Source organism: Arachidicoccus terrestris (genome assembly GCF_020042345.1).
Taxonomy (GTDB): Bacteria; Bacteroidota; Bacteroidia; order Chitinophagales; family Chitinophagaceae; genus Arachidicoccus; species Arachidicoccus terrestris.
The window spans coordinates 3600073-3618119 of the sequence record NZ_CP083387.1 but is presented as its reverse complement, the minus strand read 5'-3'; the positions used below and the strand labels follow the sequence as shown (position 1 = coordinate 3618119).

General features: G+C 41.9%; 10 protein-coding genes. 5 read left to right on the top strand and 5 right to left on the bottom strand.

Going from position 1 to position 18047, the window contains the following annotated elements; translation table 11 throughout:
* Positions 1-7: 7 nt before the first annotated feature.
* Complete coding sequence (porU2, locus tag K9M52_RS14040) at positions 8-5230, bottom strand: putative type IX secretion system sortase PorU2 (protein WP_224069063.1); 5223 nt, start codon at positions 5228-5230, stop codon at positions 8-10.
* A 42-nt stretch (positions 5231-5272) separates the two neighbouring features.
* On the bottom strand, positions 5273-6385 hold the full coding sequence (locus K9M52_RS14035) for a putative type IX sorting system protein PorV2 (RefSeq protein WP_224069062.1): 1113 nt from the start codon (positions 6383-6385) through the stop codon (positions 5273-5275).
* 259 nt (positions 6386-6644) lie between these two features.
* On the opposite strand from K9M52_RS14035, the gene tyrS reads away from it, so the two are divergent.
* A complete protein-coding gene (gene tyrS / locus K9M52_RS14030) occupies positions 6645-7922 on the top strand; it encodes a tyrosine--tRNA ligase (RefSeq protein ID WP_224069061.1) in 1278 nt (425 codons plus the stop codon).
* A gap of 79 nt (positions 7923-8001) precedes the next feature.
* Here tyrS and K9M52_RS14025 read toward each other — a convergent pair whose 3' ends face one another.
* Together K9M52_RS14025 and K9M52_RS14020 are read right to left on the bottom strand one after the other, a co-directional pair.
* Complete coding sequence (locus K9M52_RS14025; protein ID WP_224069060.1) at positions 8002-9354, bottom strand: bifunctional folylpolyglutamate synthase/dihydrofolate synthase; 1353 nt, start codon at positions 9352-9354, stop codon at positions 8002-8004.
* A gap of 58 nt (positions 9355-9412) precedes the next feature.
* Complete coding sequence (locus K9M52_RS14020) at positions 9413-10288, bottom strand: hypothetical protein (RefSeq protein WP_224069059.1); 876 nt, start codon at positions 10286-10288, stop codon at positions 9413-9415.
* Positions 10289-11898: 1610 nt separating this feature from the next.
* On the opposite strand from K9M52_RS14020, the gene K9M52_RS14015 reads away from it, so the two are divergent.
* The 3 genes from K9M52_RS14015 to sucC all read left to right on the top strand — a co-directional run bounded on the left by K9M52_RS14015 (position 11899) and on the right by sucC (position 15279).
* Positions 11899-13128 (top strand): NADP-dependent isocitrate dehydrogenase, encoded by a 1230-nt coding sequence (locus K9M52_RS14015; protein WP_224069058.1) that lies wholly within the window; start codon positions 11899-11901, stop codon positions 13126-13128.
* A 97-nt stretch (positions 13129-13225) separates the two neighbouring features.
* The gene (gene hisA / locus K9M52_RS14010) at positions 13226-13939 is read left to right on the top strand and encodes a 1-(5-phosphoribosyl)-5-[(5-phosphoribosylamino)methylideneamino]imidazole-4-carboxamide isomerase (RefSeq protein WP_224069057.1); all 714 of its coding nucleotides are present in this window, start codon (positions 13226-13228) and stop codon (positions 13937-13939) included.
* A gap of 128 nt (positions 13940-14067) precedes the next feature.
* Positions 14068-15279: an ADP-forming succinate--CoA ligase subunit beta gene (sucC, locus tag K9M52_RS14005; RefSeq protein ID WP_224069056.1), complete on the top strand. Its 1212-nt coding sequence runs from the start codon at positions 14068-14070 to the stop codon at positions 15277-15279.
* 66 nt (positions 15280-15345) lie between these two features.
* Here the strand turns inward: sucC and K9M52_RS14000 are convergent, their stop codons facing one another.
* Positions 15346-17220, bottom strand: coding sequence for a BamA/TamA family outer membrane protein (locus K9M52_RS14000; RefSeq protein ID WP_224069055.1), 1875 nt, complete (start codon positions 17218-17220; stop codon positions 15346-15348).
* A gap of 139 nt (positions 17221-17359) precedes the next feature.
* On the opposite strand from K9M52_RS14000, the gene K9M52_RS13995 reads away from it, so the two are divergent.
* The gene (locus K9M52_RS13995; RefSeq protein ID WP_224069054.1) at positions 17360-18025 is read left to right on the top strand and encodes a metal-dependent transcriptional regulator; all 666 of its coding nucleotides are present in this window, start codon (positions 17360-17362) and stop codon (positions 18023-18025) included.
* Positions 18026-18047 lie beyond the last annotated feature (22 nt).

Below are 18047 nucleotides of genomic sequence, written 5' to 3'. Positions count from 1 at the left end.
CAACCCATTATCGCATCAAATACATTTTTCCATACCCTTTAGTAAAGTACTTGCTTGTGTTGATCTCATTACCGTTAGTGTCCTTAATTGTAAAGTGATCGAGTTTTTTGCCATCCTGATTAGTAATTACACGATATAGATATACGCCATTGGCCAATTTTTGCCCATAATTATCTGTACCATCCCATTTATAATCAGTGATGTTTCTTCCAATATGTAACGGGCCTAACTCTTCTTTAGTTATTTCTTTTACAATTTTCCCAGTTACAGTTAATATCTGTATACGAATATTCTGTGGCACCTGCGATCCGGTAATGGTAAATACAAAAGCCGTCGAACTGGTAAATGGATTAGGATAATTAAACATATCTGAGATCATTGGCTTATTGTACACTTGAAAATTAACACTATAGTCAGTAGCCGAGTTAACATTCCCCGTCTTGCCTTGTCCTTTTACAATAAGTTCATAAGTACCGTCCTGGGTCAGATACGGTCTAAAATCAATTAATGCCTCATTCTTAGTACTGTCAGTTGCGGGACTGAAAGTCAATGTATCTGAGTTGTAGCCAAAATTCCGTACAGTGCCATCCGGATAGACTAAGGAGATTTTGGCAACTGAAGTATCATTTAATAATAAATACTTTGAATCATCACTTACCCGGATCGCGACCACAGGTTTCGCTGCAACGATATCATTGTCCAGGATATGAATACCATCAAACGTTACGTCTAACTGTGTGTTGTGTTCTTCTGTTCGAATATAAACTGTCTTATACAAGAAATTATTATCATGACTCATTTCCAGTGGATTCATGGATGGGTTAATATCCAGACCCAATGTCAATGCGCCACCCAGATTCATCGTACCAACAGGCATCTTGGCTTCAGGGTGTCCTGCATTGTAAACACTTGTGTCTCCCGGAATCGTAATATGAATCATTGCTGTATCTCCCGGTTGTAGAGGTTTCAGTCGCTTAACCGGGATGGTATAAAGCTGATTGCTCTTATCTCTAAGCGTAACAGTTGCCTTAATGGAGTCTCTATATACCTGATTACTGACATTCTTAAAGGCAATCGAAAAATTCAGATCCTGGCCCAGATCCAGAGTATCTTTTGTCTCCAGGGCAATATTACCAGCCAATGCACCCTCAGGAACAGGCGTGTAAAGAATATGCCAGTATCTTAGCTGATAAGGCGTGTAATTGATGCTGTCGACATTTCTTAACTTCAATTGCAAATAGGGGTAGGCGTTGGCATCTATGGAAGATATACCCACATCCTGCTGATCACTACTCAATGTGCGCAGTATCGTAGAGGAACCATTAACCCCAATACCTATAACGTCAATACGGGCATGATCCGTACTGGTTATCTCCTTGCTACGGCCGTTCCATTGTATCGAACGCCAGCTTTTGGCGGGACCAAACTCAGGAGAGGTAACATACCCTACGGAGTCCTTGCCGGTCAAACTTTTTGAAACCTGTATCTGGCCCAAGTAATCTGCTGTTAATTGCTGGTACGGTGTGAAGCCCTTATCCGATTTCTTGTAAATAAATAATCCGGCCTTGGCACTGGTAAAATCATCTATCGCAGCTAAGCCCTGATCAATAAACTTTTGATATAAGCTATTGCTTCCACTCGGGTCACTTTTCCATGCATCCACTAAAGGCACCGATGTAAATGGTGACACGACAAATAGCCGGACTATCACATAGGAGCCAGCCGGAATCCAATCCATAAAACGTGCTATATTATCCCTGTCTGCAGCCGTTTTATAAGTGAACTGAAAGTTATACTTATTTGTGTTGGGATAATTTACGGGATCCTTGTCAAAAGAATAGGGATGGTTCGCACACGAAGCTTTAGAACCCATAAACCCTCCTATATCGCTATTGGGCACGGTCTGCTTAATCCCCGGAACCGGCTGATTTATATAGGGACGAACACCTTCTGGCGTAAATACATTAAACATTAATGAATTCCCCAAAGTTGTACATTGAAAGCTTGATATTAGCTCACCATCATAGCGCAGAGCAAAATTACTCCATCCTGTAGGGATACCGGAACCATAAACTGCATGAGAAATCAAAAAGGAATGTAAAAAATCATCAAATGACCATTGTCTGCCAGCACTATCTATTCCTATCCCATTCATTAAGGAACGAGTGTGTTGCCAATAATTACTTTGGCCCATCCCCTCCAATGCAGTGCCACCCTTAGCAGTGATATACTGAAAACTGCTACTCGCCCAACGATAATCTTCGCCCGTACCAGGAACAGGGCTCACACGCCAGTAATAAACGACACTGTCTTTATACGTAATACCAGGGTCAAAACTAATAGCCCCGCCAATAGATGTTACCGTCTTTGTTACTTTGAAAGAGGAATTAAATAAAGCAGTCGTATCCAACTCCATCACATAACTACCTTTCTCTGCCAGTGCATCTGAGGTTGAAGCAACCAGAGCAGCATTGGCATTACGAATAATGGAATAATCATAAGGATAAACCGGCGTAATTCCATTGGCATAAATAAAAATACTTTTGGTTATTGTATTGTTTGTTTCACTTAGCTCAGCATATTTATTGTCTTCATCTATATGCACAATAATTTCATTGCTTCCGACACTCTTATTTGGATCAATGCTTACATCCAGATCAAGAGAATCTCTATAACGAATCGCATCTATTTTCTTTTCCAATAGTGTAACCTGGCTCCCATCCGGCAGCTTTTGCTGCACAGACACCTTTACAGAATCTCCAACAGCACGGCCAATATTATATAAATAAGCTTTGACATGGAACTTTTCTGAGGTGATCGATACTGTATTTGGCATCAATACCTGATCGTCCTCAATAGCAAAATCCGGTTTTGTAAAGCTGCTAAGTGCAATCGCGGGATCTCCAAAGAAATTGGTCTGCTCAGCATGCGCATAATTGGTAACTGTATCGCTTACCTTCAGCCTATCTGATGCAATCATAACGGCCTGGCTCTCCTGCATACTGGCAGTAATGGGCTGTCCATATTTTGTAATACTCAAATCTTTATACAGGGTTAAATTATAGTATTGAAGAAAAGAAGTTACGCCGAGAAAGGTTTCTGCCACAAAGCCTACGCTGCCCTTGTCTTTAGCAAATAAATATCGCTCTGTAATATTGTTAATTGTAGAGGTTCTCCCTGCCATAAAACTGTAGCAGTCGCCTACATCACAACCACTGGTAAAAATTACCGGATATTTACCATTATTATTAAATACAGAAGGATCATTTAACTCACCATAACCAATTGTAGTACTCGCGCCGTGTCCAAAATAGCTGATTAAGCCTATCCCCATAGAAAAATATTGCTTCAAAGCAGATGCATCACCTGAGGACACCTGATCTGAGGTTATTTTGCTCAAGTAATAACTATTTGCTCCATATAAACTATCATTTAAAATACTTCGATAATTGTTTAGATAACTAGTAAATAAATTGTCTTCAGAGGTATTAGTCCCTCCCGATATAAACACCACGTTCTTCTTCCAGCTATTGCTCTCAATAGTATGGTCATTATTCTGTTGTGCAGCTTCGTAGACTTTTACCTTGTCCAGATAGTTTTTGATCTCCTCTGGCTTGACAGCTGACAGACGACCAATCGGTGTGGCGGCAATGGGCTGACTGTTGTCCGATGCCAGCATGATGTCTGAAGCAGGCCACCCAAAGGTCGGAACCAGCGCCTGTGCCTGATACTCTGGGTTCGTGGCATTCGACCCCTGCAAATTATCAAAGGTCAGGCCCCTACCAATTAAAAACACAAATCTGGGCTTAATGGAAAACGTATGGCGCGCATAACGCAGGAAGTTCCTTATACTCAGTGGGCTGGAATGTACCCCATAGGCAAACATATCTTCCAGGTCATCTATATTATAGATATGGACATTATAACCGCCTCCGGCAGATGAACGGCGGTAGGCCGCATATTGGGATACATAATCCCCGCTTCCATACAGGGCTTTATTGGAGATAATCAGATAATCTCCCTGTTGGGCGCTGCTGGAAAAATCAGGGAACTGTCGTCTGGTAATGGCGCCGCCGCTAATCGGCGTATAACTGCTGCTGCTCTGCCCCACCAGGGCCAGATGACTGGAATCCATCGCCGGCAGGACAAACTGATACATACTGCCACTGACAACCGCCTCATAACGCAGCCCATGGGTCAGGTCATACAGGACCGGCGTGCTGCCCCCGGCTGAAAAGTTCGTTATATTTAATAACCGGGCCTTACTGCTGGCAGGAAGATCAAATCCAAAACTGGATGCACCCCCAAAATTAAAGCTGCGCGGATACCGTAAGGATACGAAGCTGACATTGACCTGGTCATTCGCATTCTTACTCCCGTTCGTGACAGTTACTGTGTAACTGGAGCCGATCCGGGCACTGCCAACGGATATGACCTTAGCTTCAAAATTACCCAATGCGGAAGTACTGCTGGCGCCATCTCCCCCCTTGACTGTTATCGAGCGGTTACTGCCCAGCGTTGAGGCTCCGGCCATGCCCGCATTGATCGTTCCGGTAGCACCCGTATATCCATATAAATTACTAAAGCTCGCTGTCGTACTCCTGGAGCCCTTTATGACCACGCCGAAACATTTACCCTTATAATCAGACATATATACATAAGAGGAGCCATAAGCCGTGGCGGCACCACGGTTAAAGGTGGTACCCAGGTCTTTTTGGATAGTATAATAAAAATAGGGCTCCGCCGTAAGGCTGCCGGCCTGCCCGGTCACATTATTAGCAGCAGGCTTAAACCGAAGATTCTCGCCCGTCGTCGTATTAACTGTGAGAAAATAGGTCGCACTGTCACCCTCAAAGCTGCGGGCCTTATTAAGCTGGTCACCCGGAGTTTTAAACAGCTGCGCGTCTACGCTCCCATCGTTGTGTTCGCCCCAAAACTCTACATAATCACCTGCGCCGAGAGTGCCAGCGGTATTGGTATAGATCGGCACCTGGATCCCATTGCGCCACAGCTGGAGATTACTGCCCGTAGCATCCGTAAGCCCAGCACCCGTCAGGCTGCTCCCACTAATACGGTACAATCCGTCAGATCCTACCTTGAACTTATAATAGGTTTTACCAGAAACAACCCACTCATTATTGTATGTCTGAGCATGCATCTTATTGCTGCCAAGCAACATAAATATCCCTCCCAGTAGCACCCAATAAATATGTAAATTCCTTTTTGTCATCTCAAAAGAAAATAGCATTAAAAATATACTCTTCTAAATACGCTAATATCTTCGCCTGGTTTCTAAATCTACCCGTAAAGAAAATATATGTGTATACAAAGGATTAGATTGATTGGCCAGATTGGTAAATGCATAATCAATCATCACATTGCCTAGTTTAAACCCTGCACCTAGACTTGGCTGAAAAATCCAGACTCGTTTCTGATTAGTGGTATCTGAATCTGCCAACCCTCGCTGAAAATTAGAGATCCCGGCCCGCACAAATACTTTATCCAAAATATTCCCTTCAATACCCAAATGTGGATCAATACTGATAGGATCGCTGCTGATCAATGTATTTCTTTTCCCGTCGAAAGTCACATCCAGATTGGTCTCAGCCAATAAACTGAACTTCTCATTGAACACAAAATTATAAGCCCCCCCTAATATTAATCTCGGCTGGGTCAATTCTGTAGATTTGGTAGGAATGTCATTATTGGTGAGATAAAGGACCTCTTTTTCTTTGTCCGTAAAATTAAACGTCCACGCATTATAGGTTGTCGTTAAATCTCGGGCGACGACACCCACACGCCAGGTCGGAGTCCGGATCATTAATCCTGCATCAATACCCAGTCCTATAGCATTGGCGAAGCTCCCTACATGCCGGTATAGGATTTTTACATTTCCTCCTAATGATATCTGCATATCCGGTGTATTCTTCAGCATCTGCCCATAAGAAAGTAAAAAACCGTAGTCAGCAGATGAAAAGGCGGATATGTTATTATAGTTTAATTGGCCTGTTTGCGGATCCACCAAAAACAAGGTATTTGGAATATCATCCACACCAAATCGGATAGCCGTAATGCCCAAAGTTCTTTTATCATCATTTAGGGGAATCGCTCCCGCTAAAAAGTCATACTTACCAATTCCCGAAAAATAAGAAGCATGCATGGCAGATATGGAAGGTATATCTCTTACATAACTAAGCCCGGCGGGATTCCAATAGCCGGCCGTTGCATCAGTGGCTGAACTGACTTGTGCTCCCCCCATTCCAAGGCCTCTGGCACCGGCACCAATATTCATAAATTCATTCGAATAGGTTCTGAACTGGCTGATACCCAGTTTAGACATCCCACAAAACACTGTGAAAAGCAGAATTATTTTGAGTCGCTTCATTCGATTCATTGAAAGTATTAAGCAGTAATGGAGCAAAAAAGGCCAGCTTCCAATACCTCATCTATCCTTTAACGATTTCCGGGTCATATTATTGCAACGGCTGGCTCGCCACTGGTTCTTTTTCCTCAAAATATAAACATGGTTTTCAACCAGACATTACATTATTATTTACTTTAATACAAATACGCTTATAATACCTTTTCAAACCCGGGGTTTCATATTGTAGCCCGGTTCATTTACCTTTGCCAAAATTTTGAAGATGAATTTAATACAAGAGCTAAGTTGGAGAGGCATGATCCAGGATATCATGCCGGGAACAGAGGAACAATTATTAAAGGAAAAGATCTCTGGCTACATCGGATTCGATCCAACCGCTGACAGCCTGCATATCGGCAGTCTGGTCCCTATATTATTATTAGTTCATTTACAGAAAGCCGGCCATAAACCCTATGCACTCGTAGGAGGTGCCACCGGTATGATCGGCGATCCCAGCGGCAAAAGTGATGAAAGGAATCTTCTAAACGAAGATCAACTGACAAAGAACGTGGAAGGTATTAAAAATCAATTGTCTAAATTTCTGAATTTCAATGAAAACGACGAAAACAGCGCTGTACTGGTCAATAATTATGATTGGTTCAAAACGATTTCTTTCATTGAATTTCTGCGTGATACCGGCAAGCATATCACTGTCAACTACATGATGGCCAAAGATAGTGTCAAAAAACGCTTTACCGGTGACACAGGCATCTCTTACACAGAATTTGCCTATCAGTTAATGCAAGGCTATGATTTTTACCATCTTTTCAAAGAGAAAGGCCTGAAGCTACAAATGGGCGGCAGCGACCAGTGGGGTAATATTACGACCGGTACGGAACTGATTCGCCGTAAAGCCGGCGGAGAGGCATTCGCCTTTACATGCCCGCTTATTAAAAAAGCAGACGGCACAAAGTTCGGCAAAACGGAACAGGGGAATGTATGGCTGGATCCAGAGAAAACGACTCCTTACCAGTTCTACCAGTTCTGGCTAAATAGTACAGATGAAGATGCAAAAAACTGGATCAAGATCTTTACGTTTCTGAACGAAGCCGAAGTCGATGAATTGTTGTCTCAACATGAGCAAAAACCTGAAGACAGAATCTTACAGAAAAAACTGGCGGAAGAAATTACCAAATTTGTGCATGGAGACGAAGCGCTGACATCCGCACTTGAAGTCACCAAAAAGCTGTTCAATAATCAGCACGCCCCCGTGGACTCGCTATCTGTCGAAGACTTGGAAAATATGGAAGGCGTCCAGAAAGTAAACTTTTCCAAAGAGATATTCAATACAGAACCGGATGTTGTCAGCTTTTTAGCGGAAACTAAAGTTTTCCCCAGTAAAGGGGAAGCCCGTAAAATGATTCAGGGCGGCGGCGTAAGCATCAACCGTCAGAAAGTAACAGATATCCAGCACAAAGTAACGGCAGAACAATTACTGCATAATAAATACCTGCTGGTACAAAAAGGTAAAAAGAATTACTACCTCATCGAGATCGCCTGACCTGTCCTATAAAATATACTTAAAAAGGAAGCGTAATTTTTTAGGCTTCCTTTTTTTTACAAAACTGTAATTCTGATTATTATGGAAATTGTAGTCTTTGGAGCGCTCCTCTGACTTCCGCGACGAGAAACACGCTGCCACAAACAAGAATCAGATCACCTTCCCTGTAGTGACTTATTGCTGACCGAAGTGCCATTTCCATATTTGGATATGCCTCACCCGATAATCCAAAACCGGCGGCCAATGACGCTAACTGTAGGGCATCTAAGGCTCTGGGTATAGGTGCCTGTGTAAAATAATAAAGCGCTGCTTTAGGCAGTTCCTTCAAAGAGGCAGCGACATCCTTATCTTTTACAAAACCAGTAATGACATGAAGCTTCTTATAACCAGTCAGACTGAGCTGCTGACGGATCATCCTGATACCATCCACATTATGCCCTACATCTGTGATAATCCAGGGACGGGCCGATACTTCATCCCACCTGCCGGCTATACCTGTTAACGGCTTAACTGTTTTGAGCGCGCGTTTTACGGCTGGTCCAGCTATATTCCAGCCTAAACGGCGCATCTGAAACACTGTTTCTAGTACCCCTCCGACATTCTTTACCTGATAATTGCCCGTCAGATCTAACTGATAAGTACCCGACAACTTCTGATCATCTTGCTCACTAACGTCTGCATGACGTGTTGCAAGTATCTTCAATAAAGACTCTTTACTGCCTGTGTCCCTCTTGGATGGCGTGGACGTTACAGTCCATAGATCCTGAACAAAAAACAGATCGGCATGCTTTTGCGCTGATACAGATTCAAATACCGGTTTGGTTTCCGTGATATATTCTGATACAACGACCGGCCTGCCTTCCTTGATAATACCCGCCTTTTCTCCTGCAATTTGCGGCAATGTGTCGCCCAGAAACTGCATATGATCCCAGCTTATATTCGTGATAAGCGAGAGTTCCGGCAAAATAACATTCGTACTGTCCAGTCTTCCTCCCAATCCTGTCTCAATGATGGCAATGTCTACTTTCTGTTCAGCAAAATAATCAAAAGCCATGGCTACAGTTATCTCAAAAAAAGAAGGCTGTATGACGGGCAATAAAGGTTGAATCTTCTCTACAAATCGAATAACAAATTCTTCTGTGCAAACTGTACCGTTTATCCGAATACGTTCCCTAAAATCATATAAATGCGGAGATGTATAGAGACCTGTTTTATACCCGGCTTCCTGCATAATCGCAGCCAGCATATGGCTGGAAGACCCCTTACCGTTTGTGCCGGCTATATGGATCGATTTAAATTGGTTTTGAGGTTGGCCGAGGGCCTCGCAGAGTGCCCATGTATTGCTGAGGTCTTTCTTAAATGCAGAGGCGCCATCCCTACTGAACATCGGTAGCTGCGCATATAAGAATTCAATCGTTTGACTATAATCCATGGAAAGATAGAAATAATTATGCGCAAGTTAGCACACAATACCCTAGCCCAGTCAAACTTTAGCCATTTAATTTAAAATTAAAAACAATGGTCCCTGTCTGCGCGTCCACTGTACCTTGGTTGAATCGTAATTGTTTGGCTTTTCTTTTAGCGATACCTAAAATAGTAGAATTGGTGGTCGTCGTCCCTCTGGGATTAATGTCGGCACTGGTCACATGACCCGCTTTATCAACGATAATATCCACAGCCACCTTTGCATTTTCATTAAATTTACCGGTGAAGCTTCGGTCTCCGACAAATCTTCTGTTAGATAGGCCACTACGAATGCTGATACCACTGGTTCCTGTTCCTCCATTGCCATTGTAGTTATCTGAGGCAGGATTTCCGTTTATTTTACCCTGATCTCCATTGCCGCCAGCTACTCCCTGGTTTCTTTTGCCGTTATAACTGTCCGCGTTATTGCCGCCCGTACCTTTATTAGTGCCCCCATTATAAACAGCTTTGGGGCTTGGCGGAGCAGGCGTTTTATTAATCACTTTTTTAGCGGTTGCCTTCTTTACCGATTTCTCTACCGCTCTCGGATCGGTCTTCTTATTTTCCTTAGGCTTTGGAGAGGTTTTAATCACTGGAACGTCATCTGCATTATCAGCCACTTCCTTATATTCTTTAGGTGCAGATTCTGTGGCCACCATCGGTGGTGGGTTATCGGTTGGTGTCTGATCATCAGAGGTGGGTTCTCCTGGCAATTGTGGAGCAATGTCACCCATCCCTTGGTCAGAATTTCCCAGGTTTACTTCGATACCATTATCTATTACTTCAGGAGGAGGAGTCGGTAATGTCCAACTCGCAAAAATTAATGCGACCACCAGTGCCCCGCATGTAAGCGCAGTATACCCTAAGGCCCTTAAATTCTTCTGTTTTTCCTGATTTTCCAAATCTGCAATATTTTATTCAACAAATTTATTAAAAATAATGGTTCTTTGGCCGCAAAAGGCTAAAACCTTTTGACTTTAAGAAGTCTATTAAGTTAAAACATCTTTCCGAAAGCGGCAAAAAAGGCAATTTAGCGGCTTTGTTTACTTTATCGGCAAAATACTTATTATTATTAAATAAGCCTATATTTGAATATAAACCGCTAATTAAAGATTATGCATCTACATGATTCAGTGGACATTATGAATAAGGCTTCCGAAATAAAAACTGCCAATTTCCGCAAAAAAGTATATATTTTTTACACGATATATATTATCATTAACACACTGATCGTATATAAATATGGAATCAGACAAAACTATATTGATGCTTGGGCCTTGGCTACAAGCTATTCTCTTTTTCTATTGATGGTTCTTTTTTTAAATTTAAAATATTGTTTAAAAGAGAATACCTATAAACTCTTCTTTTTTATTGGATCTTCACTTTTCTTATTATTCTCCATCTGGCTAAATATTCATGTTGATAAATTTTCCTTACAAGTTGACAGATGGTCAGCTATGGAAGTTTGTATAAAAGCATTGTTACATAACGAATACCCCTATAGTGCGATAGATCATTTACAAGGACGGTCTTCAAATTTACCTGCCTTAATTTTCATAGGAATCCCTTTCTATTTGCTGGGGGACGTTGGATATCTGCAATCTTTCACTTTCATAATATTCTTATTCCTCATTTGTATTTTTTTTAAGTCATATCGCGTTCGGTTTTGGGCATTGATGACGATAATTTTTTCGTCTGCCTATTGTTATGATATTTACGTAAAAAGTGACATAATTTCTAACTCAATACTGACTCTAGCTTTTGTTACCTTGTCTGAAAAATTTTATAAAAGAGGCAGAAAAAAAGACATTCTTTTTAATGGCATCGGTAGCGCAATGCTGATCATGACGAGAATTGTGACTGTCATACCCTTAATCGTACTTTTGCTTAAACGCTTCTTCAAAATGAGCTTTAAAAATAAAGGGCTTTTTATTGGCATATTTCTGTTTATTGTCATTTTGTCCTTTATTATTGTATTTCAAAATGTTGAAACCATAGACAACTTCATGAGATACAATCCGTTTTATCTCCAAAACAGTCAATTGCCTTTTCTCCTCAGCCTCCTTTGCATTCTTGTTGCTATAGTATACTCCTTTTTTATTAATAATCTGGAAAGCATTATAAAAGCCTGCACTATAACTTTACTAGTTACTGTATCATTATCACTTATTGCAAAAACAGTTGAATTTAACGGATTTTATAACAGTATACTTAACTCCAGGTTTGACATCAGCTATTTTAATTTCGTTAATCCATTCCTCATATTTTATTTGGCTTTACTTTTTAATAAATGTTCGCCAACCGAGTTTAAACACAAATAATTTCGATTGACAAATACGCCAAATCGTTAAAACAATTGTTCATTAGCTACCATTATCTCACAACCATTTAAAAATCAATACATAGAACATTTTTTTATATAATTCAAATTTCGCATTTAGGTTGCCCTTTTTTAACCACATTCCCTTATTTTTGTACACATTATTGTAAAATTTAAAATAGTTGTTGACTAATGGCTGAAAAAATTAAAGTGGCCAATCCAGTGGTGGAATTGGATGGCGATGAAATGACCCGAATTATCTGGAAATTTATCAAAGACAAGTTGATCCTCCCCTATCTGGATTTAGATATTAAGTACTATGATCTCGGTGTTGAACACCGTGATGCGACAGATGACCAAGTGACTGTAGATGCAGCCAATGCCATCAAACAATATGGCGTAGGTATTAAATGTGCGACTATTACACCGGATGAACAGCGTGTAACCGAATTTGGTCTGAAAAAAATGTGGCGCTCTCCTAATGGTACCATTCGAAATATTCTGGATGGCACTGTATTTCGTGAACCCATCGTTTGTCAGAATGTACCAAGATTAGTCCCCAACTGGACAGCTCCTATCTGTATTGGCCGTCACGCATTCGGTGACCAGTACCGCGCTACAGACTTCGTGACCAAAGGCAAAGGAAAGCTTACCGTCAAATTCGAAGGCGAAGACGGAACTATACAGGAATATGAGGTACACAACTTCAATGGAGATGGCGTTGCTATGGCGATGTACAATACAGATGAAAGTATTCGCGGCTTTGCACATGCTTGTTTCAATCAGGCTTTAAGCAAAGGATGGCCACTGTATTTGTCTACTAAAAATACTATCTTAAAAAAATATGATGGTCGTTTCAAAGATATTTTTGAAGAGATCTATCAAAATGAATTCAAAGCTAAATTTGAAGCCGCAGGTATTACCTATGAGCATCGCCTGATCGATGATATGGTGGCTTCTGCTTTAAAGTGGCATGGTAATTTCGTATGGGCCTGTAAAAACTACGATGGTGATGTACAGAGCGATACCGTTGCACAAGGGTTTGGCAGTTTAGGTCTAATGACCTCAACTTTGGTTACCCCTGACGGAAAAGTCATGGAGGCGGAAGCAGCACATGGTACCGTTACGCGCCATTACCGTGAACATCAGAAAGGCAACAAGACTTCTACCAACCCGATTGCCTCCATATTTGCATGGACCAGAGGCCTTGCATTCCGTGGTAAGCTGGATGACAATCAAGCGCTGATCGATTTTGCCAATACCCTGGAAAAAGTTTGTATTGAAACCGTTGAAGGTGGCAAAATGACCAAAGATCTCGCTATTTGCGTGTACGGTAAAGACGTTAAAGCTGGAGAACACTATCTGACCACGGAGGAATTCCTTGATGCACTGGATAAAAATCTGCAGGCAAAAATTGGATAAGATCATATAGTTCTAATTAATAGATAAAAGAATGCGCAACACCCCAATTTTGTTGCGCATTCTTTATTAACGATCATCAAAATACTTAATTTCATATATGCAAATCATTCCCGCCATAGACCTGATTGACGGCAAATGTGTCCGTCTGACCCAGGGCGATTATAATCAGAAAACCATATACAATGAAAACCCGGTTGAAGTAGCACAGGCTTTCGAAGCCGCTGGCCTCAACAGGCTGCATCTCGTCGACCTGGATGGTGCCAAAGCCGGTAAAGTAACCAATTGGAAGGTACTGGAAAATATTGCTTCGGCGACGAACCTGAACATTGATTTTGGCGGTGGTATTAAAACCGAAAATGATGTTGAGATTGTACTCAGTTCCGGAGCTAAATACGCCACCATAGGATCTATCGCCGTTAAAAATGAAGCACTGTTCACTGAATGGATCGACATATATGGTGCAGATAAATTCCTACTGGGAGCAGATGTGAAAAATGAACTCATTACAATAGGCGGTTGGCTGGAGACGACTGATCTGTCTGTATTTGATTTTATTAAAAAATACCACAAAAAAGGGATAAAAAACATCTTCTGTACAGATGTCTCCAAGGATGGGCTTTTACAAGGACCTTCCCTTCCCTTGTACGAAGACATTATAAAACAATTTCCTGAACTATACTTCATTGCCAGTGGAGGTGTCAGTTCTATGACCGATCTGGAAGCATTGGCAGACATTGGTTGTGCGGCAGCTATTGTCGGTAAAGCCATTTATGAAGGAAAAGTCGCGCTAAAAGACCTCAGTCGATTTTAACGGCTGAAATTTTCTCTGTTCAGTCACGGTGACAAACCTTAAAGGAAACGATCAAGTTAGAAATCAACCTTTGCACATTGGTCGAGTTGGCTTATCTTCGTGCCACTATAAATCTTAAATGTAGTCTTATGAATTTGCATGAATACCAGGCAAAAGAATTATTGAAAAAATATAATGTACCTGTACAGGAAGGCATCTCAGCTGACTCCGTAATGGCCGCAGAAGAGGCCTATCGTCAGATAAAATCGGAAACCAACAGTAAGTTCGCCGTTATCAAAGCACAAATCCATGCCGGCGGACGTGGTAAAGGGACCATACAGGGAACAGAACAGCATGGTGTTCAAGTAGTTAAAAGTGCTGAGGAAGCAGCTGCCGTTGCACGTAATATCCTGGGAGGTGTACTTGTCACCAAGCAAACGGGGCCTGAAGGGAAAAAAGTAAATAAGATCTTTGTCGCTAAAGATGCTTACTATGAGGGTGACCAGCCGATCAAAGAATTCTATCTTTCTATCCTGCTGGATCGCTCCAAAGGACAAAATGTCATTATGTATAGTACCGAAGGCGGTATGGACATTGAAGAAGTCGCTGAAAAAACACCGGAGAAGATTTTTAAAGAATGGGTTTACCCAGGTGGTGGACTGATGCCTTACCAGGCTCGTGAAATTGCCTTTAATCTCGGTCTTTCCGGTCAGGCTTTTAAAAATTGTGTCAAATTCGTGACCAATCTGTATAACGCCTATATTGGAACGGACGCTTCCATGCTGGAAATCAACCCATTATTTAAAACATCCGACGATAAAATCATTGCAGTCGATTGTAAACTTAATATTGATGAAAATGCATTGATGCGCCATCCGGACATCGAGGCCCTCAGAGATGTCACAGAAGAAGATCCTACTGAAGTTGAGGCAGGCCAATACAACCTGAACTTTGTTAAACTGGACGGTAATGTGGGTTGTATGGTTAACGGTGCAGGCCTGGCCATGGCAACGATGGATATGATCAAACTCAGCGGTGGAGATCCTGCCAACTTTCTGGATGTAGGCGGCACTGCCAATGCAGAAACTGTTGAAGCTGGCTTCAGGATTATCTTGAAGGACCCTAATGTCAAGGCTATTCTGATCAATATCTTCGGTGGTATCGTTCGTTGCGACCGCGTGGCCGCAGGTGTCATTGAAGCCTTTAATAAACTCGGCAATATTGAAATTCCCATTATCGTACGACTGCAGGGAACTAACGCAGAAGAAGCGAAAAAGCTTATTGATGAAAGTGGTTTGAAAGTTCAGTCAGCTATTTTATTGAGCGAAGCTGCTGATCTGGTAAAAAAAGCGGTCGCATAATTGGATATATACTTTATTATAATAAAAAATCCGCAGGTGTGTTAAACGCTTGCGGATTTTTTGATATTAAAACACGGTCACATAGCCAATATGTACTTTGGCCTGATTCAGGCCAAAACTATTACCTCCCCCTCTACCAGTGGCCAGACTAAAATTAAAAATGCCAGCCTTTGTTTCAAAGGCCATTCCCAGGCCGAAACTTAGATACCCGTTATTTATATTCTTTATGTGATTGTGATAGCCGGCATACCCAAAATCAGAGAATCCAAAAAAATACGAGTTTTGGCCAATCAGATACCGGTATTCCAGCGTCCCTATTCCATATGAGGTCGCATAAATGCTTTGCTCATCAAATCCCCGGAGCAACTCATATCCTCCTACCATAAACATCTCATTTACGAAAATGTGAGCACTTTGATACAGCCCTCCATTCGCTGCCAGTTTGAGGACACCATATTTGCCTACAGGTAAATATTTAGCCGCTGCCAGGCGAACTCTCACCTGATAACTGCTTAACGGAACCGTGTCGTACAAGCTCGCATAGTCAAAACCGTCTACTGGAGTAATCTGGGTAATAGCGTTGTTCTTTTTGACTTTCTTATTGCCGATAATGGCTTCCAGATCCAGTTCTGTGCCTCTTCGGGGATTGAACCGGTAGTCTGTTGTATTTATCTGATACCCCAGACCCATGTTTACAGAATGGACATCCATAATCTCGGGTAGTTGTTTTTCCGCAATTATGGTCAGCGTATCCACGTCCAATAGTCTGGAAGAAGCCAAATTCAGGAATATCCGGCCCGTCTGTAAAGGGGAAAACTGATAAGTAGTTCCGATATTGGCTGCAACATTCACATAAGCGGAGTCCTTTTTATAGAGACTAAAGCTAAGATCCAGCCCGAAGGGCGAGTGCATAATATAAGGGCGTTGAAAAGCAAGTGCGATGTTAGGCGACTGTGGCTGCAATTGCTCCCAGTTAATATTGATCATTTCTCCGCTGCCAAATGCGTTCTTGAGCAATAAGGCAACCTGGCCTGTCACCTGAAGTTTGCCTCCCGGTTCGCCGCCCGCTGGCATAAAACCGATCAGCGCATCGATCTGGTTGGTCGGCTTTTTATCTAGTAGTACATTCAGGGTTGCTCCCGAAATACCCATACTAATTTGAGATGGGCCATTCCATTTAACATAAGGCAGATTCTTAAGTAACCGGTCAGCTGCCTGTATTTTAGACTGATTAAAAGCTTCTCCCGGATGAATATTAAGGTACTGGCTCAGGAAACGGGGCTTAACTTGTGCGTTTCCTTTAATCAGAATCGTATCGATCGTATACCGGAGACCTTTATCTACTGATATCTTTGCCCTGACGCTCATCTGATTTTGATGGCCGGAGGCTGGCTCAAAACGGACGCTATCCAGTCGGGTTCTGACGAAAGGATAACCCCGGTCCAGATAATAATTGATGAGCCCCTCTAATATGGTTCTAATGATTTCTGGTTTGACAACGCTTCCGGCTATATCACGGGGATAGATCCGCTGGCTTTCAAGAATTGCCTGTTCTTCGTCGGATAATTCTATTGCGGCCCATTTATAAGCTGGGCCTATATAAAGACTAGCTTTCATAAGATGAGCATCTTCCTGCCAGAAAGAATCTACAGAAGCACCAATATAGCCTGCAGCTTGTAACTTTGCCGGAAGTAACTGTAAATAATGTTTACAGGAATCAATTGTAGGAAAACTGCTAATAAATCCTAAATGAACATCTAACGAGCTGCTGTCCAACCTCTGAATTTGCAATTCTATACTATCTTGCGGAAGCTGTTGGGCATGGCTGCTGGCGGGGAGAACCAGGAACAACCCCAGTAGGCTTAAAACGACCCATTCGACGGGTCTGGCTTTTCTTGATAGAACAATAAAAAAGTTAATAAGGCCAGATTGAATGTGCATAAAAGACTGATTAACATATCTTCTCATGACCTGCAAAATAGGTCTTTTCTAATCGCAAACTTTCATGAATGATCATTAGGTTTGCCCGGAAGATAAAGATAACTTTACCAGTATTAAACGTGCACTCAATTTTATTATTATGGAACAAGCCATTTCCTTTACAGAAGAGAACTATTTAAAAACTATATACACCCTTTCCAGACAAAGTAAAGGGAAGATTGCCAATCTTTCAATTGCAGAAATGTTGCATATCAACCCTGCAACTGTGACAGAGATGCTCAAGAAATTAAATGAAAAGAACCTGATTGATTACAACCGGATTGATGGGGCTGCATTGACGCTTCAGGGTGAAGCACTGGCGTTAAAAGTTATCCGCAAGCATCGGCTCTGGGAAACTTTTCTGGTCAACAAACTGGCTTTCACCTGGGATGAAGTGCACGAAATTGCTGAACAATTAGAGCATATCCAATCCGATAAACTGATCCGCCAGTTAGATAAATTGCTCGGTTTCCCAAAATTTGATCCCCATGGGGACCCCATCCCGGACAAGAACGGACAGCTGCCACAGTCCCAGACCTTTCCGCTGATTACGGTGGAAGAGCCTGGTAGTTTCAGACTGATTGGCGTCGCCAATCATACTACAGCATTTCTACAATATCTGGATAAAATCAAAATGACCATAAACGATAAGATCGAAGTAAAAGAGATCCAGGAATTTGACCATTCCATGGTGATCCGTATTGGTAATCGCACGCCTGTTATGATCAGCAGTGAAGTAGCCAAAAACCTATTGGTCAGTGACTGAAGTAAGCATTAAATATTAAAGA